We start from the raw sequence: 22,854 nt of genomic DNA, 5'->3' as shown, positions 1-22,854 counted from the left end.
ACTGATCCGCCGCCTTCGGGAGCAAGCTCCCTCCCACAGGGGATTTCGGTTCCGACAGGGAGACCGAGTCGTTTGCCATTTCTCTGCTGAAAAGGATTGCACCATGCGTATCGTCGTAGCTCTGGGCGGTAACGCCCTGCTCCGCCGTGGCGAACCGATGACCGCTGACAACCAGCGCGCCAACATCCGCATCGCCACCGAGCAAATCGCCAAGATCCATCCCGGCAACCAACTGGTCATCGCCCACGGCAATGGCCCGCAAGTCGGCCTGCTGTCGCTGCAAGCGGCGGCCTATACCTCCGTCACCCCTTACCCGCTGGACGTGCTCGGCGCCGAAACCGAAGGCATGATCGGCTACATCATCGAACAGGAACTGGGCAACCTGCTGGACTTCGAAGTGCCGTTCGCCACCCTGCTGACCCAGGTTGAAGTGGACGCCAAGGACCCGGCCTTCCAGAATCCGACCAAACCGATCGGCCCGGTCTACGACAAAGCCGAGGCAGAAAAACTCGCCGCCGAAAAAGGCTGGGCCATCGCTCCGGACGGCGACAAGTTCCGCCGCGTGGTGGCCAGTCCCCGGCCAAAACGCATCTTCGAGATCCGTCCGATCAAGTGGCTGCTGGACAAGGGCAGCATCGTGATTTGCGCGGGTGGCGGCGGCATTCCGACCATGTACGACGAGCACCGCAACCTCAAGGGCATCGAGGCGGTAATCGACAAGGATCTGTGCTCGTCGCTGCTCGCCGAGCAACTGGAAGCCGACTTGCTGGTGATCGCCACCGACGTCAACGCGGCGTTCGTCGACTATGGCAAGCCGTCGCAGAAAGCCATCGCCGAAGCGCACCCGGATGAACTCGAACGCCTCGGTTTCGCCGCTGGCTCCATGGGACCGAAGGTGCAGGCAGCCTGCGAATTCGCCCGCCATACTGGCAAGGTCGCGGTGATCGGTTCGCTCGCGGACATCGAAGCGATCGTCCAGGGCACTGCCGGCACACGCGTCAGCACGGCGAAGCCGGGCATCAGCTATCGATAATTAGAAACTCAAGGGCAGGCTCAGGGTCTGCCCTTCTCCCATGCCTTGAAAGGAGAAACCCATGGCCATATTCGAACCGGGTCATTTGCACATCGAGCGGCACGCGTTGACCAAGGACGATGTCGATTACGACCTGTGCCTCGACTACCAAGTGTTCACCGATCCCAAAGAAGGCAAAGGGATGCAGTTCACCCTGCACGGCAACATCCAGGGCAAGGACATGAAGGAAACCTTCTTCCTGCCCAAGGACCAGGCCTACAACTTCGCCAGCAACGTGACCAAGATTGCCGAAAAGTACGGCATTCCCAAAACTCACAGCAGCATCGGCTCACAGCACAAACATTACGACCTGATGTTCGAGGATGTGCGGGTGCAGCTGAATATGAAGTCCGGGGATCCGGTCAAACCGGAACACCTCGAATAACCCGAACCCAGCACATTCCTACTGTGGGAGCGGGCTTGCTCGCGAAGGCGCCAGGTCAGTCACCATTTATGCTGTCTGACCTGACGCCTTCGCGAGCAAGCCCGCTCCCACAAGGTATCCGTGTAGCGCTGACAATCGTTGCAGATTTCACCATTGCCCCGCCCCAAGGCATACTTGCCACCCTCCGCATTCCAGAACACTGAACCGCCCCCATGCGTATCCACGTCAGCTTCATCGACCGCGTCGGCATCACCCAGGAAGTCCTGGCTATCCTCGGTGGGCGCAATCTCAATCTGGATGCGGTGGAGATGATTCCGCCCAACGTCTACATCGATGCACCGACCTTGAGCCCGCAAGTGCTCGAAGAGCTCAAAGATGCGTTGTTCCGGGTGCGCGGCGTGGAGGCCGTGGTGGTGGTCGACATCCTCCCCGGCCAGCGGCGGCACTTGCAGCTTGATGCACTGCTCGCGGCGATGACCGATCCGGTACTGGCCCTCGATAGCGCCGGCAAGGTGCTGCTGGCCAACCCGGCACTGATCGCGCTGTACGGGCGTGAACCGGCGGGGGAAAGTGTCTCGGAACTGTTCAACGATCCCGGTCTGCTGGAAACCCTGCTCGAACAAGGCTTCCGCCTGCCGCTGCGCGAGATCACCGTCAATGGCCAGACCCTGCTGCTCGACGCCACACCGATCACCGACGCCGGCGCGCTGCTGACCCTGTATCAACCGAACCGCATCGGTGAACAACTCTCGGCGTTGCACCATGACCATGCCGAAGGTTTCGATGCATTGCTCGGCGAGTCTCCGGCGATCCGCACGCTGAAGGCCCGCGCGCAACGGGTCGCAGCCCTCGATGCGCCGCTGCTGATTCAAGGCGAAACCGGCACCGGCAAAGAACTGGTGGCCCGCGCCTGCCACGCGATCAGTGCGCGGCACAGTGCGCCGTTCCTCGCCCTTAACTGCGCGGCGCTGCCGGAAAACCTCGCCGAGAGCGAACTGTTCGGCTACGCCCCCGGTGCCTTCACCGGCGCGCAACGTGGCGGCAAACCGGGGCTGATGGAACTGGCCAACCAGGGCACGGTATTTCTCGACGAGATCGGCGAGATGTCGCCGTACTTGCAGGCCAAGTTATTGCGCTTTCTGAATGACGGCAGCTTCCGTCGGGTCGGCGGTGATCGCGAGGTGAAAGTCAACGTGCGGATCCTCAGCGCGACCCACCGCGACCTGGAAAAAATGGTCAGCGAAGGTCTGTTCCGCGAAGACCTGTTCTACCGCCTAAACGTGCTCAACGTCGAAGTGCCGCCGCTGCGTGAGCGTGGCCAGGACATTCTGCTGCTGGCGCGCTACTTCATGCAGCAGGCTTGTGCGCAGATCCAGCGTCCAGTCTGTCGCCTGGCACCGGGGACTTATCCAGCGCTGCTCGGCAACCGCTGGCCGGGCAACGTGCGCCAGTTGCAGAACGTGATCTTCCGCGCCGCGGCGATCTGCGAAAGCAGCCTGGTCGATATCGGTGATCTCGACATCGCCGGCACCTCGGTGGCGCGGCAGACCGACAGCGACGTCGACAGCCTCGAACAGGCCGTCGAGTCCTTCGAAAAATCGCTGCTGGAAAAACTCTACGTCAGCTACCCCTCGACCCGCCAACTGGCCAGCCGCCTGCAGACCTCGCACACGGCAATCGCCCATCGCCTGCGCAAGTACGGCATCCCCAATAAACCGTAAGCCGCACGCGGTCAAAAATGTGGGAGCGGGCTTGCTCGCGAATGCGGTGGGCCATTCAACAGTGATGTCGACTGACCTGACGCTTTCGCGAGCAAGCCCGCTCCCACAGGGGGTTCATGTGACGGATTCGAAATCCGTTCAAAACCGACCTCCATCTGTACTGAAAGCGCTACAGCGGAACGATATCGATACATCCGCCTCCGATCACCGCTGTGCAAGGCTTTGATCCGCTTCAGCTTTTCTCCCCGCCCCAAGCTGTAGCGATTTCGCTACAGAAGCCTCACACCCATCACAACCCGAAACACATAACTATTTGATTTATATAGACAAATACAATCTGGCCGCGTTCTTGCTAAGTAACCGCTCATAAAATCAGGGCTTTCCCGCCCAAGCCTTCCACCGCGTCCACCAGACGAGTCTGGCCCCCTTAGGAGTTTCCATGAGCGAGTTGCGTTTTACTGAAGATCACGAATGGCTGCGCACCGAAGCTGACGGCAGCGTTACTGTCGGCATCACCGCTTTCGCGCAGAACGCTTTGGGCGACGTGGTGTTCGTGCAACTGCCTGAGCTGCAGGCTTACGAAAAAGGCGCTGAAGCCGCCACCGTGGAATCGGTGAAAGCCGCCAGCGGCGTGTACATGCCGCTCGATGGTGAAGTTGTGGAAGTGAACCCGGCACTGGACGGCAGCCCGGAACTGGTCAACGAAGATCCGCTGGGCGAAGGCTGGTTCTTCCGCTTCCAGCCAAGTGACGCCGCCGCTGTCGGCAAACTGCTCGATCAAGACGCCTATGACCGCCTGATCAAAGCCCAAGCCGAAGCCTGAGGAGTAACGACATGACCCAAGTAAACCTCGGCACTGCCAACGAATTCATCGCCCGTCACATCGGTCCACGCGCCGGTGACGAGCAAGCCATGCTCAACAGCCTCGGCTTCGACTCGCTCGAAGCGCTGAGCGCCAGCGTCATCCCGGAAAGCATCAAGGGCACCAGCGTGCTCGGCCTGGACGACGGCCTGAGCGAAGCCGACGCACTGGCGATGATCAAATCCATCGCCGGCAAAAACCAACTGTTCAAGACCTACATCGGCCAGGGCTACTACAACTGCCACACGCCGTCGCCGATCCTGCGCAACCTGTTGGAAAACCCGGCCTGGTACACCGCTTACACCCCGTACCAGCCGGAAATTTCCCAGGGTCGTCTCGAAGCGCTGCTGAACTTCCAGACCCTGATCAGCGACCTCACCGGCCTGCCGATCGCCAACGCCTCCTTGCTCGACGAAGCCACCGCCGCTGCCGAAGCCATGACTTTCTGCAAACGCCTGAGCAAGAACAAGGGCAGCCACCAGTTCTTCGCCTCGATCCACAGCCACCCGCAAACCCTCGACGTGCTGCGCACCCGTGCCGAGCCGCTGGGCATCGACGTGGTGGTTGGCGATGAGCGTGAACTGAGCGACGTCACGCCGTTCTTCGGTGCGCTGCTGCAATACCCGGCGAGCAACGGTGATGTGTTCGACTACCGCGAACTGACCGAGCGCTTCCACGCCGCCAACGCGCTGGTGGCCGTGGCTGCCGATCTGCTGGCCCTGACTTTGCTGACCGCCCCGGGCGAGTTCGGCGCCGACGTCGCCATCGGTTCCGCACAACGCTTCGGCGTGCCGCTGGGCTTCGGTGGCCCGCACGCGGCTTACTTCTCCACCAAGGATGCGTTCAAGCGTGACATGCCGGGCCGTCTGGTCGGTGTTTCGGTTGACCGTTTCGGCAAGCCGGCCCTGCGTCTGGCGATGCAGACCCGCGAGCAACACATCCGCCGCGAGAAGGCCACGTCGAACATCTGCACCGCGCAGGTGCTGTTGGCCAACATCGCCAGCATGTACGCCGTGTATCACGGCCCGAAAGGCCTGACCCGGATCGCCAACCGCGTGCATCACCTGACCGCGATTCTGGCCAAGGGCCTGAGCGCACTGGGCCAGACCGTCGAGCAGACAAGCTTCTTCGACACCCTGACCATCGCCACCGGCGCACACACCGCCGCCCTGCACGACAAGGCGCATGCCGCGCAGATCAACCTGCGAGTCATCGACGCCGAGCGTCTGGGCCTGTCGGTGGACGAAACCACCACTCAGGCTGACATCGAAACCCTGTGGGGCCTGTTCGCCGACGGCAAGGCCCTGCCGGACTTCGCTGCGCTGGCCGCTTCGGTGCAAAGCACCATCCCGGCGGCGCTGGTCCGTCAGTCGCCGATTCTCAGCCACCCGGTGTTCAACCGTTATCACTCGGAAACCGAGCTGATGCGCTACCTGCGCAAACTGGCGGACAAGGACCTGGCACTGGATCGCACCATGATTCCGTTGGGCTCGTGCACCATGAAACTCAACGCCGCCAGCGAAATGATCCCGGTGACCTGGGCCGAATTCGGCGCCCTGCACCCGTTCGCCCCAGCCGCACAGAGTGCCGGTTATCAGCAACTGACCGACGAACTGGAAGCGATGCTCTGCGCCGCCACCGGTTACGACGCGATCTCGCTGCAACCGAACGCCGGTTCGCAGGGTGAATACGCAGGCCTGCTGGCGATTCGCGCGTACCACCAGAGCCGTGGCGACGAGCGCCGCGACATCTGCCTGATCCCGTCGTCGGCCCACGGCACCAACCCGGCCACCGCCAACATGGCCGGCATGCGCGTGGTGGTGACCGCGTGCGATGCGCGCGGCAACGTCGACATCGAAGACCTGCGCGCCAAAGCCATCGAGCACCGCGAACACCTCGCGGCGCTGATGATCACCTACCCGTCGACCCACGGCGTGTTCGAAGAAGGCATCCGCGAAATCTGCGGGATCATTCATGACAACGGCGGCCAGGTGTACATCGACGGCGCCAACATGAACGCGATGGTCGGCCTCTGCGCGCCAGGCAAGTTCGGCGGCGACGTGTCGCACCTGAACCTGCACAAAACCTTCTGCATTCCGCACGGCGGTGGCGGCCCGGGCGTCGGCCCGATTGGCGTCAAGTCGCACCTGACCCCGTTCCTGCCGGGTCACGGCCAGATGGCACGCAAGGAAGGTGCGGTCTGCGCAGCACCGTTCGGCAGCGCAAGCATTCTGCCGATCACCTGGATGTACATTCGCATGATGGGCGGCGCCGGTCTCAAGCGTGCTTCGCAACTGGCGATCCTCAATGCCAACTACATTTCCCGTCGCCTCGAAGAGCACTATCCAGTGCTGTACACCGGCAGCAACGGGCTGGTGGCGCACGAATGCATTCTCGATCTGCGTCCACTGAAAGACAGCAGCGGCATCAGCGTCGATGACGTCGCCAAGCGTCTGATCGACTTCGGTTTCCATGCCCCGACCATGTCGTTCCCGGTCGCCGGCACGCTGATGATCGAGCCGACCGAAAGCGAATCCAAGGAAGAACTGGACCGCTTCTGCGACGCCATGATCCGCATCCGCGAAGAAATCCGCGCGGTGGAAAACGGCACGCTGGACAAGGAAGACAACCCGCTGAAAAACGCCCCGCACACGGCTGCGGAGCTGGTCGGCGAGTGGACCCACCCGTACAGCCGCGAGCAGGCGGTGTATCCGGTGGCGTCGTTGATCGAAGGCAAATACTGGCCGCCGGTCGGTCGCGTCGACAACGTCTTCGGCGACCGCAACCTGGTCTGCGCCTGCCCGTCGATCGAAAGCTACGCTTAAGCGGATGAGGGGCAGGTCACCTGCCCCGATTTTCAGCAACACCATAGATCCCAATGTGGGAGCGGGCTTGCTCGCGAATGCGGTGTATCAATCGCCATCAATGTTGCCTGACACACCGCATTCGCGAGCAAGCCCGCTCCCACAGGGGATTTGTGTCCAGCCTCGAGCTTGCGCCAATTCCTATAACAAGAAACCGGAGAACAACTCATGTCGTTAAGCGTGTTCGACCTGTTCAAGATTGGCATCGGCCCTTCCAGCTCCCACACCGTCGGCCCGATGCGCGCCGCTGCGCGCTTCGCCGAAGGCCTGCGCCGCGATGACCTGTTGTCGACCACCAGCACCGTCAAAGTCGAGCTGTACGGCTCGCTCGGTGCTACCGGCAAGGGGCACGGCAGCGACAAAGCCGTGCTGCTCGGCCTGGAGGGCGAACACCCGGACACCGTCGACACCGAAACCGTCGCCGCACGCCTGCAGGATATTCGCGGCAATGGCAGGCTGAATCTGCTCGGAGAACACAGCATTGCGTTCAACGAGAAAGAACACCTGGCGATGATCCGCAAACCGTTGGCCTACCACCCCAACGGCATGATCTTTCGTGCCTTCGATGCGGCGTGCATTCAGATCCGCAGCCGCGAGTACTACTCGGTCGGTGGTGGTTTCGTCGTTGATGAAGATGCGGCCGGTGCCGACCGAATCGTCGAAGACGCGACACCGCTGACCTTCCCGTTCAAAAGTGCCAAGGACTTGCTCGGCCATTGCGCCACCTACGGTCTGTCGATCAGCCAGGTGATGCTGACCAATGAAAGCGCCTGGCGCCCGGAGGCGGAAACCCGCGCCGGTCTGCTGAAAATCTGGCAAGTGATGCAGGACTGCGTTGCCGCTGGCTGTCGCAACGAAGGCATTCTGCCGGGCGGGCTGAAGGTCAAACGCCGGGCGGCGGCATTGCATCGGCAACTGTGCAAGAACCCGGAATCAGCGCTGCGTGATCCGCTGTCGGTGCTGGACTGGGTCAACCTGTACGCCCTGGCGGTCAACGAAGAAAACGCCAACGGCGGCCGCGTGGTCACCGCGCCGACCAACGGCGCGGCGGGCATCATCCCGGCGGTGCTGCATTACTACATGCGCTTTATCCCGGGTGCGAACGATGACGGCGTGGTGCGTTTTCTGCTGACCGCCGCCGCGATCGGCATTCTGTACAAGGAAAACGCCTCGATCTCCGGCGCCGAAGTCGGCTGTCAGGGCGAGGTCGGCGTGGCCTGCTCGATGGCCGCTGGCGCGTTGTGTGAAGTGCTCGGCGGCAGCGTGCAGCAAGTCGAGAACGCGGCGGAAATCGGCATGGAACACAACCTCGGCCTGACCTGCGACCCGATTGGCGGGCTGGTGCAGGTGCCGTGCATCGAGCGCAACGCCATGGGCTCGGTGAAAGCGATCAACGCGGTGCGCATGGCCATGCGCGGCGACGGGCAACACTTCGTCTCCCTCGACAAGGTCATCCGCACCATGCGCCAGACCGGCGCCGACATGAAAAGCAAATACAAAGAGACCGCCCGCGGCGGTCTGGCAGTCAACATCATCGAATGCTGATTTATGTCCTCTCCTTTTGGTAGAGGATCGCATTTAGCCCCCTCTCCCTCCGGGTGAGGGCTGGGGTGAGGGGCCTTTGATCTTGATCTAAATCTAGCCCCATGCCCCCAAACTCAAACTTTCAAGGAGCCACGCATGTCCACCGAACAACTGTCGAAAACCCCGCTGCACGCTCTGCATATCGAACTCGGCGCCCGCATGGTGCCGTTCGCCGGCTACGACATGCCGGTGCAATACCCGCTGGGCGTGATGAAAGAACACCAGCACACCCGTGAGCAGGCCGGGCTGTTCGATGTCTCGCACATGGGCCAGATCCGCCTGACCGGCGCCAATGCCGCCAAGGCTCTGGAAACCCTGGTGCCAGTGGATATCATCGACCTGCCGGTGGGCATGCAGCGCTACGCAATGTTCACCAACGACAACGGCGGCATCCTCGACGACCTGATGGTCGCCAATCTCGGTAACGACGAGCTGTTCCTGGTGGTCAACGCCGCGTGCAAGGATCAGGATCTGGCGCATCTGCAAAAACACATTGGCGATCAGTGCACCATTACGGAGCTGTTCGAAGCGCGCGCGCTGCTGGCGTTGCAAGGTCCGGCAGCGGTTACGGTGCTGGCGCGCCTGGCCCCTGAAGTCGCAAAAATGACCTTCATGCAGTTCAATCGCGTGCAACTGCTGGGCGTGGATTGCTTCGTCAGCCGTTCGGGCTACACCGGTGAAGACGGTTTCGAAATCTCGGTGCCCGCCGCCGATGCAGAAAAACTCGCCCGCGCCCTGCTGGCCGAACCGGAAGTTCAGGCCATCGGCCTCGGCGCCCGCGACTCGCTGCGCCTGGAAGCCGGCCTGTGCCTGTACGGGCACGACATGAACACCGAGACCACGCCGATCGAAGCCAGCCTGTTGTGGGCAATCTCCAAGCCACGCCGTGCCGACGGCGCGCGGGCCGGTGGTTTCCCGGGGGCAGAGACAGTTTTTGCTCAGCAGCAGAATGGCGTCGCGCGCAAACGCGTCGGTCTGCTGCCACAGGAGCGTACGCCGGTGCGTGAAGGCGCAGAAATCGTCAACGACGCGGGCGAAATCATCGGCAGCGTGTGCAGCGGCGGCTTCGGTCCGACCCTGGGCGGGCCGTTGGCGATGGGTTACCTCGACAGCGCTTATGTCACCCTGGATACGCCAGTCTGGGCCATCGTTCGTGGGAAAAAGGTGCAAATGCTTGTAAGCAAAATGCCATTTGTTCCACAACGCTACTATCGCGGTTGATTGACTGTTTCTATAAGTAACGCGATTGCGTTATGCATGCACTAATGTGTAACGCAATCGCCACAAAAAAGTGCATTTTCTAACATTTGATTCGATTATGAACTTTACTTATAACGTTCGAAAACTTTTGAACAAGCTAATCGTCTAAGCCGCACTAGCAGACTGACTAACTGCCAGCAGGGACAGTAAAACCGGGGCCTTCGCGGGGCTTGTTTTTTCTCCCGTAGTTGGCGTAGAGTTTGTCCACTGTGTTTGCATGGGTCAGCTTGGAATCGTGACCTGGGCAGTAGCCTACAAGTTAGCTACATCCCGCTCGACGTCTTCTTACTCTCCTGCAACCAGCCCCAGTACTCTTTCATGAGAAAGAGGCTGTCATCAATTTATGCGTCAAAGGAAATAAGAAATGTCCCAACGTCAGAGCGGTACCGTCAAGTGGTTTAACGACGAGAAAGGTTTTGGTTTTATCACTCCAGAAAGCGGTCCGGATCTGTTCGTGCATTTCCGCGCTATTCAGGGCAACGGCTTCAAGAGCCTGAAAGAAGGCCAGAAAGTGACCTTCGTTGCTGTGCAAGGCCAGAAAGGCATGCAGGCTGATGAAGTACAAGCAGAAGGTTAATCTTCTGTAACGAAAAAGCCCCTGATATTGATATCAGGGGCTTTTTTGTGCGCGCGAATCCGTAAAATGGCATTTCATTTTGCGTCCAGAGGCTGCCATGTCGAAAAACCTGCTCACTCCCCAGGGCGACTTTCCTGCTGTTGGCCTCGGCCGGCGTCTGGCGGCGATGTTCTATGACTTCCTGTTGTGCACCGCCCTGCTGATCGTCACCGGGTTCGTCTACAAGTTGATCCAGGCAGCGATCATCGGTGAAGAACGCCTGCGCGTGCTGACCGACGCCGGAAAAATGGATGGCGATCCGCTGTATTCCACGGTGTTGCTGTTGGTGCTGTTTGCGTTCTTCGCCAAGTTCTGGACCCACGGCGGGCAGACACTGGGCATGCAGGTATGGGGCATCCGCGTACAGAACGCCGATGGCAGCGCGATCAGCCTGTGGCAGGCGCTACTGCGCTTCATGGTATCGATCGCTTCGTGGCTGTGCGCTGGGCTTGGATTCTTCTGGTCGCTGTACGACAAGCAGAAGCGCACCTGGCACGACATCTATTCCGATACCCGCGTGGTGCGGATTCCGAAGAAGACCAAATAATTTCCAGACGCCAGAAACCAGAAACCAATGTGGGAGCGGGCTTGCTCGCGAAGGCGTCGTGTCAGTCAATCTAAATGGTGACTGATACACCGCTTTCGCGAGCAAGCCCGCTCCCACAGGTTTTTTGTATGGCAGAAACAGCTTAGGCGTTACCCGCCAGCTTCATCCGCGCCGCCTGGGTGAAATCCAGCATGCGCTTCAACGGGCGGATCGCCTGCGGAATCAGCGCCGGATCGACAAAGATCTCGTTCGTCCCTTCCTTCAGGCTCTTGAGCGTGCGCTCAAGGGTGTTCATGGCCATCCACGGGCAATGTGCGCAACTGCGGCACGCCGCGCCGTTACCGGCGGTTGGCGCCTCGATGAAGACCTTGTCCGGGCACAGCTGCTGCATCTTGTAGAAGATGCCGCGGTCAGTGGCGACGATCAGAGTCTTGTTCGGCAGGCTTTGCGCGGCAGCGATCAACTGACTGGTGGAACCTACTGCATCCGCCAGTTCGATCACCGAGGTCGGCGACTCCGGATGCACCAGAATCGCGGCGTCCGGGTACAGCGCCTTCATGTCTTCGAGCTGCTTGGACTTGAACTCTTCGTGGACGATGCAGGCACCGTCCCACAGCAGCATGTCAGCGCCGGTCTTGCGCTGGATGTAAGTGCCCAGGTGCTTGTCCGGGCCCCAGATGATGGTCTCGCCGTTGTCCATCAGGCTTTCGACGATCTCCAGTGCGCAGCTCGACGTTACCACCCAGTCAGCCCGGGCTTTGACCGCGGCCGAGGTGTTGGCGTACACCACCACCGTGCGCTCCGGGTGCTGATCGCAGAACGCCGAGAACTCGTCCACCGGGCAACCGAGGTCCAGCGAGCAGGTCGCGTCCAGGGTCGGCATCAGCACGCGTTTTTCCGGGTTGAGGATCTTCGCGGTCTCGCCCATGAACTTTACGCCGGCGACCACCACGGTCTTGGCCGGGTGAGCGTTGCCGAAGCGCGCCATTTCGAGGGAGTCAGACACACAGCCGCCGGTTTCTTCGGCCAGGGCCTGAATCACCGGATCGCAATAGAAGTGGGCCACCAGCACCGCGTCCTGAGCCTTGAGCTCGGCGGCGATGGCGGAACGGTAGTAGGCCTCTTCCTCGGCAGTCAGCGGTTTGGGCTGTTTGGCATCGAGGTGGGCTTGAACCAGAAGGCGTTCGGAAATCTGCGTCATGTTCGCAAGACCTGCAGGCGCTTTCGCGCGAAAGTCGAGTATACACCCGGCTCCGGACCACTTGAGGGTACCGCCGGGAGAGTGAGTATTATCAGGCACGGACAGCGTTGAAGCTGCGCAAGGCTACAGAATATCCCGTTGATACAAAAGATGATTCTGACCTGTGTCAGCGCAGGCAACGATCAAGGGAGAGGTGCCTGAATCGCAGGCAAAAAAAAACCCGGAAATCCTCACTTTCGTGGGCCTTCCGGATTTTCTAAACCGCCAAATATGGTGGGTCGTGTGGGATTCGAACCTACGACCAATTGGTTAAAAGCCAACTGCTCTACCAACTGAGCTAACGACCCGCTGTGTGGTGGCGCGTATAATACTGATTTTTAAGGACTATTCAACACCTTTTTGAAAAAAATCAAAAATAAGGTGTTGGATCGCTTACACCGGCCGCTGCGAAGCCTTCTGCACGCAGGCGGCAGCTGTCGCATTTGCCGCACGCGCGGCCTTCATCGTCCGCCTGATAGCAGGAAACGGTCAGGCCGTAATCCACGCCCAGCTTCACGCCCGCCTGGACGATCTGCGCCTTGCTCAGGTTCTGCAGCGGTGCCTGGATGCGGAAACCGTTGCCTTCCACACCCGCCTTGGTCGCCAGGTTGGCCATGCGCTCGAACGACTCGATGAACTCCGGACGGCAATCCGGGTAACCGGAATAGTCCACCGCGTTGACCCCGATAAAGATGTCACGCGCGCCAAGCACTTCAGCCCAGCCCAGTGCCAGCGACAGGAACACCGTGTTGCGCGCCGGTACGTAGGTCACCGGGATGCCCTCGCCCAGCTCTTCCGGGACGTCGATGCTGGTGTCGGTCAGCGCCGAGCCGCCCATGCCATTCAGGTTCAGGCCGATCACTTTGTGCTCGACCACACCCAGATCGCGAGCGACGCGCGCGGCGGCATGCAGCTCTGCATGGGAGCGCTGGCCGTAATCGAAACTCATGGTGTAACAGGCGAAACCTTCGGCTCGGGCCATTGCCACGACCGTGGCCGAATCCAGACCGCCCGACAGTAAAATCACTGCACGCTGTTCGGTGGTGTTCAGTTGTTCAGTCATCTCAGCGCCCCGGCTCGTCATTCCAAAGATACTTGTGCAGCTGTAATTGCAGACGCACCGGCAGGTTGTCTGCCACCACCCAGTCCGCCAGATCCCTGGCATTGAGGTCATGATGACTTGGGGAAAACAGCACTTCACCCGCACGTTGATCGAGACCGTACTGGATCAGTTTGGAAACCGCCCAGTCATAGTCGTCCCGCGAACAGATGACAAACTTCACCTGATCGTTGGGCGTCAACAGTTCGATGTTTTCGTAGCGGTTGCGGTGCGCCTCTTTGGAGTCCGGTGTCTTCAAGTCGACCACGCGACTGACGCGCGAATCTACCGCCGAGATATCGAGTGCACCACTGGTTTCCAGTGACACTTCGTAACCGGCATCACACAATTGCTTGAGCAACGGGATGGCATTGGGCTGCGCCAGCGGTTCACCGCCGGTCACACAGACGTAGCGCGGGCGAAACCCGGCCACTTGTTCGAGGATATCGTCGAGGGTGCGGATCGTACCGCCGCTGAACGCATAGGCGCTGTCGCAGTATTGGCAACGCAATGGGCAACCGGTCAGGCGCACAAAAACCGTGGGCAGCCCGGCAGTCCGCGTTTCCCCCTGCAACGAGTAGAAAACTTCGGTAATTCTCAATGTGTCTTGCATAGTCGCCACGGGCGTAACAGCTAAACAGGCTGTCCGCCTCCGTCAGGCACTTCAGGCAACCCCGCCAACGCGTAGATCACCAGAAGCGTGTTTCAGAAAAAGGGCGTGAATTCTAACGAAAAAACCCGCGACAAGCGCGGGTTTCTTCCAAACGGGTCAAACACACTTACATGCGTTGCAGATCGCGTTGGGCCAACTGAGCAGCGGAGGTCCCCGGGTATTGGGAAACCACCTGTTGCAAAATGCCTTTGACCTTGTCGGTGTGACCGAGGCGGCGCTCTACATCAGCCAGCTTGTACAGCGAATCCGGCACTTTGGCGTGCTTGGGATAGAGCTGAGAAACTTTGGCAAAAGCCTGACCTGCACCTTGCAGATCGCCCTTGGCCAGGTTCACTTCGCCCAACCAGTACTGGGCATTGCCCGCGTATTGGCTGTTCGGGTATTTGCGCAGGAATGCCGAGAAAGCCTGGCTGGCCTTGTCGAAATCCTTGGCTTTGATCAGGTCGAAAGCGGCATCGTAATACAGCTTTTCCTTGGCCGGATCACCCGGTTCGCTACTTGCAGCAGGTGCCTGGGCGGCAGCAGCCCCGGCGCCAGCGGCAGCACCGGCAGCAGCACTTGCATCGCCACCGGCAGAAGAATTCTCAGGAGTCGCGGCAGGTGCAACACCGGATCCTATGCGCCGATCAAGATCCTGGTATCGCTCCAGGGATTCCTGTTTCATGCGCGCAACCTGATTCTGCAGTTCTTCGATCACACCTTGCTGGCGCGATATCTGATCCTGCATCTGTTGCAGTTGGTTGAACAGCATGCCCTGTGCCGAGGCAGGGGCCGAAGCCGCTCCCCCGGCATAGGCGCCGTTCGTACCGTAACCCGCAGGCGGATAACTGCTCCCGCTATTGTTATAACCGGAGTTGTCATCGACCACAGGAACCGCAGCCCACGCCGCAAGCGGCGCGAGGCTGAGAGCCAGAACAGTTACAGCACGACGGCACGTTCGCATATCGAATTACTTACGCAGTTCGACGCGACGGTTTTGAGCCCAGGACTGCTCGTCGTTGCCGGTAGCAACTGGACGCTCTTCGCCGTAGGAAACCAGTTCCAGCTGAGCTGGGGAAACACCTTGCAGTACCAGGTAGCGCTGAACGGCTTTCGCACGACGCTCGCCCAGTGCCATGTTGTACTCACGAGTACCACGTTCGTCGGTGTTGCCTTCCAGAACAACGCGAGCGCCGTTTGCTTTCAGGTCTTTGGCGTGAACGTCCAGAGCGCGCATGGCTTCTGGCTTCAGGTCCGAGCTGTCGTATTCGAAGTAGAAGGTGGTGATTGCGCGCAGAGCAGCTTCTTCGCTCAGGGAACCGTCAACGGCACCAGTGTTTGCGCCGTAACCAGCGTTTGGATCAACAGCGCCTTCACCGGCGTTGTCGCCGCCTTTGGACGAGCAACCTACAGCTACAGCCATGGCCAGAGCCAGCGCAGCAAATTTACCAAACTTCAGCATTTCCATCGTGAAACTCCTAATGAACCCCAGTGTGTTAAGTAAAACGTAAAGCGCCGCGTCAGTTCAGGTAAGGGGACCAGGACGGTTCTCTGACTTCGCCTTGTGCGGTAGGAAGCGGGAGCCTCACGCGTCCATTAATGGACACGAGCATCAAGACTCCCCGGCCCTGCTGGCGGGTGGCGTAGATTACCATGGTGCCGTTGGGCGCAACAGTAGGTGACTCGTCCAGAGTGCTATCAGTGAGGATCTTTACACTACCTCGCTGCAAATCCTGGGCCGCCACCTTGAAATTGGTGAAACCATCCTGGCGATGGATCATCACCAGAGTCTTTTCATCAGCCGAAAGCTTCGGGTTGGCGTTGTAGTTGCCAATGAACGTCACACGCTCGGCACCACCGCCGCTGGCGCTGGTTTTGTAGATCTGCGGCTTGCCGCCACGGTCCGAGGTGAAGTAGATGGTCGAACCATCCTTGCCCCAGTACGGTTCGGTGTTGATGCCAGGACCTGCCGTCACACGAGTGATCTGACGCGAACCCAGGTTCATCACATAGATGTCCGGGTTGCCGTCTTTCGACAGTACGAAAGCCAGGCGATTGCCATCCGGCGACCAGGCTGGCGCGCCGTTCAGGCCTTCGAAGTTGGTGATCTGCTCACGGCGACCGGTGTCGATGTTCTGCATGAAGATCCGTGGACGCTTCTGCTCGAACGACACGTAGGCGATGCGCTTGCCATCCGGTGCGAAACGCGGCGACAGGATCGGCTCGCGCGATTGCAGCAGAGTCACGGCACGGGCACCGTCGTAGTCCGAACGCTGCAGGGTGTAGCGAGTGTTCTTCTCGGAGAAACGCTCGGCTGTCACGTACAGCAGACGGGTCGAAAACGCACCTTTGATACCGGTGAGTTTTTCGAACGACTGGTCAGAGATGAAGTGCGCCATGTCGCGCAGTTGCTCGGTGGTACCGGAAACACTGCCGTCAGCCACTTTCTGCTCGGTGGCCACGTTGAACAGTGCCCACTGCACCTGCAGACGACCGCCTGCTGGAGCGATGCTGCCGACCATCATGTATTGAGCACCCACCGCCTTCCAGTCTCGGAAGATGATTTCGCTCGGCTGGCTTGGCTGGCTGATCATGTTTTGCTTTGGAATCGGCGAGTAGTAGCCCGAGTTCCGCAAATCGTTACCAATGATTTCAGCCATATCGTCCGGCAGCACCGCACCGCCCTGCATACCGAACGGTACGACGGCGATCGGGGTGGCCCGATCGCTGCCGCTGGTGACCAGAATGTTCTTTTCATCAGCCATCGCGATCCCTGCCATGCAGCAGATCACGACCAGCATTCCTCGAAGAAGGTTTCTCACAAGGCTAGATCCTCAGGTGTGAATGTCATCTTGAATGAACGATACGGAGCGAAATCGCTCGGCTTCATTCCCTGCATTTCTGTCAAACGTCCAATATTCTTCACTGCCGCGACTGCCGACGCATCGAACGGACCATCGCCACTGGACTTGGCCACGCTGACCGAAGTCACCGTACCGTCCGGCAACATGCCGATTTGCAGCACGACCGTCATGCCTTTGCGTGCCGAAGGCGGACGCGCCCAACCTTCCGCTGCCCGCGCACGAATCAGGTCATCGAAACTGCCCGCGACTTCGTCACCCTGTTCATCGGCCAAGGCCTGCTGACGCTGTGGCGTGTCGGAAAGCAAATCTGCCAGGGCCTGAGCCTTTTTCTCTTCAGCGGATTTACGTGCCGCTTCCTGCGATTTCTTCTTCGCAGCATCGGCAGCAGCTTTCTTCTTCGCTTCGTCGGCGACTTTCTTCTTCGCCTCTTCAGCTTCAGCTTTTTTCTTGGCGTCTTCGGCGGCTTTCTTCTTCGCGTCTTCGACGATCTTCTTCTTGGCTTCTTCAGCGGCCGCTTTCTTGGCCTCTTCTTCAGCCGCCTTCTTGGCTTCTTCTTCGGCTTTCTTCTTGGCTATATCAGCCAATTGTTTCTCTTCTGCCTTCTTGGCCTCGGCTTTCTTCGCATCGTCGGCTTTCTTGGCTTCATCAGCCTTTTTCGCCTCGTCCGCTTTCTTCGCCTGATCGGCCTTCTTGGCTTCCTCGGCCTTTTGAGCCGCTTCTTCTTTCTTTTGTTCCGCAGCCTTCACCGCTTCCTGCTCGACCTTTTTCTGTTCCATCTGCTCGACTTCGGTCTGGCGCGCGGCGGATTTCTTCGCCTCACCCGCAATCTTCTGATTGGTCTGGGTGGTTGCCTGACTTTTCGATTTCAGTTGGTACAGGGTCGCCTGGACAATCGGCTTGGCCGGCGGCAACTCGGGTGTAAAGGCGAAACTGACGAACAGCATGCCGAACACCAGCACGTGCAGGACAATCGCCAGAACACTAGGCCAGAAGTAGCTTTCCGAGGCGGACGGCTCTCGCTGTTGCTGCATCAGGGGGCCTCGGTAATCAAACCAACATTACCGACCCCGGCTTTCTGCAACCCGCCCATGGCACCCATCACGGCGCCGTAGTCGACCGACTTGTCGCCTCGGATAAAGACCTGGGTACGCTTGCCGCCTTCGGTGCCGGCGCGAATGATCTTGGTCACCGCGTCAGTCATCTGCGGCAGGGTCATTGCCCTGTCCTGCTGCTTTTCGGTATCGACTTCGCTGCCAAGGTTCCAGTAGTAGGTCTTGTCAGCCTTGATCGAAATGGTCAGCACCTGAGTGTTGTTGTCCTGCGGCAAGGCTTCGCTGGAAACCTTGGGCAGATCCACTTTCACGCCCTGATTGAGCATCGGCGCGGTCACCATGAAGATAACCAGCAGCACCAGCATCACGTCGATGTATGGCACCACGTTCATCTCGGCGACCGGCTTGCGCTTGTTTCGGGCTCGAGCGATTAAAGCCATCGGGAAATACCTGCTTATTCTTCGCTGGTGTGCACTTTGCGGTGCAGGATCGCCTGGAACTCATCGGCGAAGGTGTAGTAGCGGCTCAGCAAGGTTTCGCTGCGGGCAGAGAAACGGTTGTAAGCGATAACGGCCGGGATCGCGGCGAACAGGCCGATCGCGGTGGCGATCAGAGCTTCGGCAATACCCGGGGCCACGGTGGCCAGGGTCGCCTGCTGGGCGCTGGCCAGACCGCGGAAGGAGTTCATGATGCCCCACACGGTACCGAACAGACCGATGTACGGGCTGACCGAACCAACGGTGGCGAGGAACGGCAGGCTCTGCTCCAGCTTCTCTTCCTCACGGGAAATGGCAACGCGCATGGCACGGGCCACACCTTCCATCACCGCTTCCGGGTCAACACCTGGCTGCTGACGCAGACGGGAGAATTCCTTGAAACCGGCACGGAAGATCTGCTCTACGCCCGAATCCGGATCCGGGTTGCTGCCGGCCTGACGGTACAGCTTGGACAGATCGATACCCGACCAGAAGCGCTCTTCAAAGCTCTCCAGGGCGCGTCGACCGGCGCGCAGCAGATTGCTGCGCTGAAAGATCATGATCCATGAGGTCACCGATGCGGCCACCAGGGTCAACATTACCAACTGCACCACGATGCTGGCATTGCTGACCAGGCTCCACATGGAGGAATGGTCGACGACGTTAGCTTCCACGCTTTATCTCCTGCTTTGAGTGTGTACCCGTGCCGCCCGCGTCGGCAAAGGCCGCACGCAAGGATTCGGGCATGGCCCGGGGTTTCAAACTGTCGGTGCGCACGCAGGCCACCAGAAACTGCCCTTCACAGAGCAGCACATTATCCGTGGCCCGCCTGACCTGCTGTTTGAAGCGCAGGCTGGCACGGTTCAATTCGATTACATCAGCGCTTACCAGCAGTTCGTCGTCCAGTCGCGCCGGCGCGTGGTAACGCGCTTCGCTGGAATGCACGACAAACAACAGGTCCTCCCCGGCCAGTTCCGACTGGGCAAAGCCCAGCGTCCGGAGCCGCTCGGTTCGAGCCCGTTCCATAAACTTGAGGTAATTAACGTAATACACGATGCCGCCCGCATCGGTGTCCTCGTAATAAACGCGACAACGATGTGCGAACGGCTCAAGCCCGTTTTGCGCGCGCATACTCTAGTGCTTACTCCTCGGGTTGCCAATCCGGCCAGGCAACTGTTTTTTCAGTGTTTAAGGCTTTACCGCAAAAGTACCGTCCTGTGACAGTACAAACGCTGAATAAATCGCCAAAAAATGTGTATCAATCGTCCACGGCATCGAGAAACTCGTCTGCCACGGGCATCTCGCCCATTCGTGACGGAATGTTTAAACCGAAATGCAGGTACGCATGCCGCGTCACCACCCTGCCCCGTGGCGTACGCATGATGTAACCCTGTTGAATCAGGTACGGCTCCAGCACATCTTCGATGGTATGGCGCTCTTCACTGATCGCCGCCGCCAGACTGTCGATACCCACCGGGCCGCCATCGAACTTCTCGATCATGGTCAGCAGCAAGCGTCGATCCTGATGATCGAACCCGTGTTCGTCGACGTCCAGCAGGTTCAACGCCAGATCGGCCACCGACTTGGTGATATGGCCCTTGGCGCGGACTTCGGCAAAATCGCGCACCCGCCGCAGCAGGCGGTTGGCGATCCGCGGTGTACCGCGAGCGCGACGAGCGATTTCGAAAGAACCCTCCGGATCCAGCGGCAGACCGAGAATCGCCGCCGACCGACTGACAATCGTCGCCAGATCCGCCGTGCTGTAGAACTCAAGACGCTGGACGATACCGAAGCGGTCACGAAGCGGGTTGGTCAGCATGCCGGCACGGGTGGTGGCGCCAACGAGGGTGAACGGTGGCAGATCAAGCTTGATCGAGCGCGCCGCCGGCCCTTCGCCGATCATGATATCGAGCTGGAAATCTTCCATCGCCGGATACAGCACTTCTTCAACGATGGGCGACAGTCGATGGATTTCGTCGATGAACAACACGTCGTGTGGCTCAAGATTGGTCAGCAGTGCCGCCAGATCTCCCGGACGCTCAAGCACCGGGCCCGACGTGCTCTTGATCGACACGCCCATTTCCTGGGCAATGATGTTGGCCAGCGTGGTTTTACCCAGACCCGGCGGGCCGAAGATCAACGTGTGATCCAGCGATTCACTGCGACCCCGCGCCGCCTGGATGAACAGTTCCATCTGCTCGCGCACGGTCGGCTGGCCAATATAGTCGGCCAGACTGACCGGGCGAATGGCCCGATCCTGGACTTCTTCGCGCTCGCGCGGGCTGTGCGCGGCGGCGATCAGACGATCAGCTTCAATCACTTAAATCATTCCCTTCAGGGCGCGGCGGATCAGGTCTTCACTGCTCAAATTCTTGTCCTTGATGGCGGTAATCGCCTTGCTCGCTTCCTGCGGCTTGTAGCCCAGGGAAATCAGCGCGCTGACCGCATCGTTTTCAGCGGTGTTGACCGGCGCCGGGCCGTCCGGCTGATTCGGCACCAGGGCGAACATGGCCGGCGAGGTTTCCCAGGCCTTGAAGCGATCCTTCAATTCAACCAGCAGGCGCTCAGCGGTTTTCTTGCCGACCCCCGGGACCTTGGTCAGCGCCGAGGTGTCCTGGGATTGCACGCAGCGAATCAGTTCATCGACTTCCAGGCTCGACATCAAGGCCAAGGCCAGTTTCGGCCCGACACCATTGAGACGGATCAACTCGCGAAAAAAGTCTCGCTCACGCTTGCCGGCGAAACCATAGAGTAACTGCGCGTCTTCGCGTACGACCAAATGGGTGTGCAGCGTCAGCGGTTCACCGACCGACGGCAGACGATAAAGGGTGGTCATGGGCACTTCCAGCTCATACCCGAGGCCGTTTACATCCAGAATCAGGTGCGGCGGCTGTTTCTCAGCCAGGGTGCCGCGCAAGCGTCCAATCACGTTTCAGATCCTTGAGCGTTGGCCAGCCGTGGGCTGGCGACAGATGGAAGGCGGGAATCGGGCCGACGACCCAGGCGCGAAATCCGCATTCCGCAAAAATGATTGCTGATGCTATCAGAGACGCAGGCGCCCGCCACGACTGCGTGCGGTTCCCAGGCCATGCGGCAGCAGGCTGGAACGGGTGTGCGCGTGACAAATCGCGATGGCCAGGGCATCCGAGGCATCGATCTGCGGTTTGCTGGTCAGCTTGAGCATGTGCATGACCATCATCTGCACCTGTTCTTTATTGGCGGCGCCGGTGCCGACCACGGCTTGCTTGACCTGAGTGGCGGTGTACTCGGCAATCTCCAGACACTCTTCAGCGCCAGCCACAATGGCGGCGCCGCGAGCCTGCCCGAGCTTGAGAGCCGAATCGGCGTTTTTTGCCATGAACACTTTTTCGATGCCCATGGTCACCGGGCCATAGGTCTGAATGATTTCACGCACGCCGCGATAAACGATTTGCAGCCGCTCATGCAGCTCGCCGGCGCCGGTGCGGATGCAGCCCGACGCCACGTAGATGCAGCCGCCGCGGCCGGTATCGCGAACAATCCCGTAACCGGTGATGCGCGAGCCGGGGTCGATACCCAGAATTAAAGTCATAACGCCTGCGGAGTCGGTAAAAACAAGAAATTCATAACAGCGAATATCCAATGTGGGAGCGGGCTTGCTCGCGAAGGTGGTGTGTCATTCAGCATTGATGCTTGCTGATACGCCGCCTTCGCGAGCAAGCCCGCTCCCACATTGAAGCCTAGTCGCTCTTAACCGAGCTGAGCGGCCACGTCTTCCGGAATGTCCGCGTTGGAGTAGACGTTCTGCACGTCATCCAGATCCTCGAGCATGTCGATCAGCTTGAGCACCTTCTCCGCGCCTTCCAGATCCAGCTCGGCGCTGGTGGTCGGCTGCATGACGATTTCCGCGTCGTCGCCCTTGAAACCCGCTGCCTCCAGCGCGTTACGCACCGCATAGAAGCTGGTGAACGAGGTGAACACATCGATCGAGCCGTCTTCATGGCTGACCACATCGTCGGCATCGGCTTCCAGCGCCGCTTCGGTCAGGGCGTCTTCGTCAACGCCCGGGGCGAAGCTGATCTGCCCTTTGCGTTCGAACAGATAGGCGACCGAACCGTCGGTGCCGAGGTTGCCGCCGCACTTGCTGAATGCATGGCGTACGGCCGCTGCGGTACGGTTGCGATTGTCGGTCATGCACTCGACCATCACCGCCACGCCGCCCGGGCCGTACCCCTCATAGGTCAGCTCTTCAACGTTGTCCGCTTCGGTCGCACCGGCACCACGGGCCACGGCGCGGTCGATGATGTCACGGCTCATGTTCGCGCCGAGGGCCTTGTCCAGGGCCAGACGCAGACGCGGGTTGGAACCCGGATCACCGCCGCCCTGACGGGCCGCAACGGTCAGCTCACGGATCCACTTGGTGAAGATCTTGCCTCTCTTGGCATCCTGACGTTCTTTGCGGTGCTTGATGTTCGCCCACTTGGAATGACCTGCCATAACTCGCTCCGAATTCTCTTTGAAACGTTGCCCGCCCCGCTCACGCAGTGGCCAGCAAACAAAAAAATCTCGACCTGCTCTCTA

At 59.9% G+C, this 22,854-nt stretch carries 23 protein-coding genes and 1 tRNA gene; 9 read left to right on the top strand and 15 right to left on the bottom strand.

From position 1 onward, the window contains the following. Nucleotides 1-103: 103 nt before the first annotated feature. The 9 genes from arcC to VLA07_RS06655 all read left to right on the top strand — a co-directional run bounded on the left by arcC (nucleotide 104) and on the right by VLA07_RS06655 (nucleotide 10,911). Entirely contained in the window at nucleotides 104-1,033 is a 930-nt protein-coding gene (arcC, locus tag VLA07_RS06695) for a carbamate kinase (protein ID WP_027612546.1), read from the top strand. A 61-nt stretch (nucleotides 1,034-1,094) separates the two neighbouring features. Continuing rightward, nucleotides 1,095-1,457: a DUF5064 family protein gene (locus VLA07_RS06690; RefSeq protein WP_027612545.1), complete on the top strand. Its 363-nt coding sequence runs from the start codon at nucleotides 1,095-1,097 to the stop codon at nucleotides 1,455-1,457. 212 nt (nucleotides 1,458-1,669) lie between these two features. Then, nucleotides 1,670-3,178, top strand: a complete 1,509-nt coding sequence (locus VLA07_RS06685; protein WP_027612544.1) for a sigma-54-dependent transcriptional regulator — start codon at nucleotides 1,670-1,672, stop codon at nucleotides 3,176-3,178. Between the two features lie 439 nt (nucleotides 3,179-3,617). Further along, nucleotides 3,618-4,001 carry a glycine cleavage system protein GcvH gene (gene gcvH / locus VLA07_RS06680; RefSeq protein WP_027612543.1) on the top strand — a complete coding sequence of 128 codons (384 nt, stop codon included), beginning with the start codon at nucleotides 3,618-3,620 and terminating at the stop codon, nucleotides 3,999-4,001. 11 nt (nucleotides 4,002-4,012) lie between these two features. Continuing rightward, complete coding sequence (gene gcvP / locus VLA07_RS06675; protein WP_442969535.1) at nucleotides 4,013-6,865, top strand: aminomethyl-transferring glycine dehydrogenase; 2,853 nt, start codon at nucleotides 4,013-4,015, stop codon at nucleotides 6,863-6,865. Between the two features lie 207 nt (nucleotides 6,866-7,072). Continuing rightward, entirely contained in the window at nucleotides 7,073-8,449 is a 1,377-nt protein-coding gene (locus VLA07_RS06670; protein ID WP_333988662.1) for an L-serine ammonia-lyase, read from the top strand. A gap of 135 nt (nucleotides 8,450-8,584) precedes the next feature. After that, entirely contained in the window at nucleotides 8,585-9,709 is a 1,125-nt protein-coding gene (gcvT, locus tag VLA07_RS06665) for a glycine cleavage system aminomethyltransferase GcvT (protein ID WP_096795084.1), read from the top strand. A 403-nt stretch (nucleotides 9,710-10,112) separates the two neighbouring features. Then, entirely contained in the window at nucleotides 10,113-10,325 is a 213-nt protein-coding gene (locus VLA07_RS06660; protein ID WP_007934683.1) for a cold-shock protein, read from the top strand. A gap of 97 nt (nucleotides 10,326-10,422) precedes the next feature. Then, nucleotides 10,423-10,911, top strand: a complete 489-nt coding sequence (locus VLA07_RS06655; RefSeq protein WP_115989038.1) for an RDD family protein — start codon at nucleotides 10,423-10,425, stop codon at nucleotides 10,909-10,911. Between the two features lie 142 nt (nucleotides 10,912-11,053). Here VLA07_RS06655 and nadA read toward each other — a convergent pair whose 3' ends face one another. The 15 genes from nadA to VLA07_RS06580 form a co-directional block, all read right to left on the bottom strand. After that, on the bottom strand, nucleotides 11,054-12,112 hold the full coding sequence (gene nadA, locus VLA07_RS06650) for a quinolinate synthase NadA (RefSeq protein ID WP_003227499.1): 1,059 nt from the start codon (nucleotides 12,110-12,112) through the stop codon (nucleotides 11,054-11,056). A 271-nt stretch (nucleotides 12,113-12,383) separates the two neighbouring features. After that, nucleotides 12,384-12,459, bottom strand: a tRNA-Lys gene (locus tag VLA07_RS06645). Nucleotides 12,460-12,521: 62 nt separating this feature from the next. Continuing rightward, nucleotides 12,522-13,214 (bottom strand): 7-cyano-7-deazaguanine synthase QueC, encoded by a 693-nt coding sequence (queC, locus tag VLA07_RS06640; protein ID WP_247269721.1) that lies wholly within the window; start codon nucleotides 13,212-13,214, stop codon nucleotides 12,522-12,524. Between the two features lies 1 nt (nucleotide 13,215). Further along, nucleotides 13,216-13,863 carry a 7-carboxy-7-deazaguanine synthase QueE gene (queE, locus tag VLA07_RS06635; RefSeq protein ID WP_027612537.1) on the bottom strand — a complete coding sequence of 216 codons (648 nt, stop codon included), beginning with the start codon at nucleotides 13,861-13,863 and terminating at the stop codon, nucleotides 13,216-13,218. A 166-nt stretch (nucleotides 13,864-14,029) separates the two neighbouring features. Next, entirely contained in the window at nucleotides 14,030-14,866 is an 837-nt protein-coding gene (ybgF, locus tag VLA07_RS06630) for a tol-pal system protein YbgF (RefSeq protein ID WP_047296035.1), read from the bottom strand. 6 nt (nucleotides 14,867-14,872) lie between these two features. Continuing rightward, nucleotides 14,873-15,370: a peptidoglycan-associated lipoprotein Pal gene (gene pal, locus VLA07_RS06625; protein ID WP_003178634.1), complete on the bottom strand. Its 498-nt coding sequence runs from the start codon at nucleotides 15,368-15,370 to the stop codon at nucleotides 14,873-14,875. A gap of 52 nt (nucleotides 15,371-15,422) precedes the next feature. Continuing rightward, on the bottom strand, nucleotides 15,423-16,703 hold the full coding sequence (gene tolB / locus VLA07_RS06620) for a Tol-Pal system beta propeller repeat protein TolB (RefSeq protein ID WP_164747834.1): 1,281 nt from the start codon (nucleotides 16,701-16,703) through the stop codon (nucleotides 15,423-15,425). Between the two features lie 17 nt (nucleotides 16,704-16,720). Further along, nucleotides 16,721-17,797 (bottom strand): cell envelope integrity protein TolA, encoded by a 1,077-nt coding sequence (gene tolA, locus VLA07_RS06615; protein ID WP_097085954.1) that lies wholly within the window; start codon nucleotides 17,795-17,797, stop codon nucleotides 16,721-16,723. Beyond that, a complete protein-coding gene (gene tolR, locus VLA07_RS06610; RefSeq protein ID WP_161794900.1) occupies nucleotides 17,797-18,249 on the bottom strand; it encodes a protein TolR in 453 nt (150 codons plus the stop codon). Before tolR ends, tolA begins: the two co-directional genes overlap by 1 nt. 23 nt (nucleotides 18,250-18,272) lie before the next feature. After that, nucleotides 18,273-18,968, bottom strand: coding sequence for a protein TolQ (gene tolQ, locus VLA07_RS06605; protein WP_007912733.1), 696 nt, complete (start codon nucleotides 18,966-18,968; stop codon nucleotides 18,273-18,275). Continuing rightward, the gene (gene ybgC / locus VLA07_RS06600) at nucleotides 18,958-19,425 is read right to left on the bottom strand and encodes a tol-pal system-associated acyl-CoA thioesterase (protein WP_027612533.1); all 468 of its coding nucleotides are present in this window, start codon (nucleotides 19,423-19,425) and stop codon (nucleotides 18,958-18,960) included. The genes tolQ and ybgC overlap by 11 nt, the downstream gene beginning before the upstream one ends. A gap of 127 nt (nucleotides 19,426-19,552) precedes the next feature. Further along, entirely contained in the window at nucleotides 19,553-20,614 is a 1,062-nt protein-coding gene (gene ruvB / locus VLA07_RS06595) for a Holliday junction branch migration DNA helicase RuvB (RefSeq protein ID WP_007962024.1), read from the bottom strand. Beyond that, a complete protein-coding gene (gene ruvA / locus VLA07_RS06590) occupies nucleotides 20,615-21,223 on the bottom strand; it encodes a Holliday junction branch migration protein RuvA (RefSeq protein WP_003227522.1) in 609 nt (202 codons plus the stop codon). Between the two features lie 114 nt (nucleotides 21,224-21,337). Next, on the bottom strand, nucleotides 21,338-21,865 hold the full coding sequence (gene ruvC, locus VLA07_RS06585; RefSeq protein WP_007962095.1) for a crossover junction endodeoxyribonuclease RuvC: 528 nt from the start codon (nucleotides 21,863-21,865) through the stop codon (nucleotides 21,338-21,340). 158 nt (nucleotides 21,866-22,023) lie between these two features. Then, nucleotides 22,024-22,770, bottom strand: coding sequence for a YebC/PmpR family DNA-binding transcriptional regulator (locus VLA07_RS06580; RefSeq protein WP_003227527.1), 747 nt, complete (start codon nucleotides 22,768-22,770; stop codon nucleotides 22,024-22,026). Nucleotides 22,771-22,854 lie beyond the last annotated feature (84 nt).

Origin of the sequence: Pseudomonas sp. S3(2024) (assembly GCF_036861315.1) — a bacterium.
In the GTDB taxonomy this organism is placed as follows: Bacteria; Pseudomonadota; Gammaproteobacteria; order Pseudomonadales; family Pseudomonadaceae; genus Aquipseudomonas; species Aquipseudomonas putida_A.
Note: the sequence above shows the minus strand (reverse complement) of the source record. Positions and strands in the feature narration are given on the sequence as shown.

Coding starts and splice junctions, on each gene's coding strand:
- gcvH (WP_027612543.1), top strand. CDS start 3,618: ATGAGCGAGTTGCGTTTTACTGAAGATCACGAATGGCTGCGCACCGAA.
- ruvC (WP_007962095.1), bottom strand. CDS start 21,865: ATGACTTTAATTCTGGGTATCGACCCCGGCTCGCGCATCACCGGTTAC.
- tolB (WP_164747834.1), bottom strand. CDS start 16,703: ATGCTGGTCGTGATCTGCTGCATGGCAGGGATCGCGATGGCTGATGAA.
- tolA (WP_097085954.1), bottom strand. CDS start 17,797: ATGCAGCAACAGCGAGAGCCGTCCGCCTCGGAAAGCTACTTCTGGCCT.
- ybgC (WP_027612533.1), bottom strand. CDS start 19,425: ATGCGCGCGCAAAACGGGCTTGAGCCGTTCGCACATCGTTGTCGCGTT.
- pal (WP_003178634.1), bottom strand. CDS start 15,370: ATGGAAATGCTGAAGTTTGGTAAATTTGCTGCGCTGGCTCTGGCCATG.
- VLA07_RS06690 (WP_027612545.1), top strand. CDS start 1,095: ATGGCCATATTCGAACCGGGTCATTTGCACATCGAGCGGCACGCGTTG.
- VLA07_RS06580 (WP_003227527.1), bottom strand. CDS start 22,770: ATGGCAGGTCATTCCAAGTGGGCGAACATCAAGCACCGCAAAGAACGT.
- VLA07_RS06655 (WP_115989038.1), top strand. CDS start 10,423: ATGTCGAAAAACCTGCTCACTCCCCAGGGCGACTTTCCTGCTGTTGGC.
- arcC (WP_027612546.1), top strand. CDS start 104: ATGCGTATCGTCGTAGCTCTGGGCGGTAACGCCCTGCTCCGCCGTGGC.
- VLA07_RS06660 (WP_007934683.1), top strand. CDS start 10,113: ATGTCCCAACGTCAGAGCGGTACCGTCAAGTGGTTTAACGACGAGAAA.
- VLA07_RS06685 (WP_027612544.1), top strand. CDS start 1,670: ATGCGTATCCACGTCAGCTTCATCGACCGCGTCGGCATCACCCAGGAA.
- gcvP (WP_442969535.1), top strand. CDS start 4,013: ATGACCCAAGTAAACCTCGGCACTGCCAACGAATTCATCGCCCGTCAC.
- VLA07_RS06670 (WP_333988662.1), top strand. CDS start 7,073: ATGTCGTTAAGCGTGTTCGACCTGTTCAAGATTGGCATCGGCCCTTCC.
- ybgF (WP_047296035.1), bottom strand. CDS start 14,866: ATGCGAACGTGCCGTCGTGCTGTAACTGTTCTGGCTCTCAGCCTCGCG.
- queE (WP_027612537.1), bottom strand. CDS start 13,863: ATGCAAGACACATTGAGAATTACCGAAGTTTTCTACTCGTTGCAGGGG.
- nadA (WP_003227499.1), bottom strand. CDS start 12,112: ATGACGCAGATTTCCGAACGCCTTCTGGTTCAAGCCCACCTCGATGCC.
- queC (WP_247269721.1), bottom strand. CDS start 13,214: ATGACTGAACAACTGAACACCACCGAACAGCGTGCAGTGATTTTACTG.
- gcvT (WP_096795084.1), top strand. CDS start 8,585: ATGTCCACCGAACAACTGTCGAAAACCCCGCTGCACGCTCTGCATATC.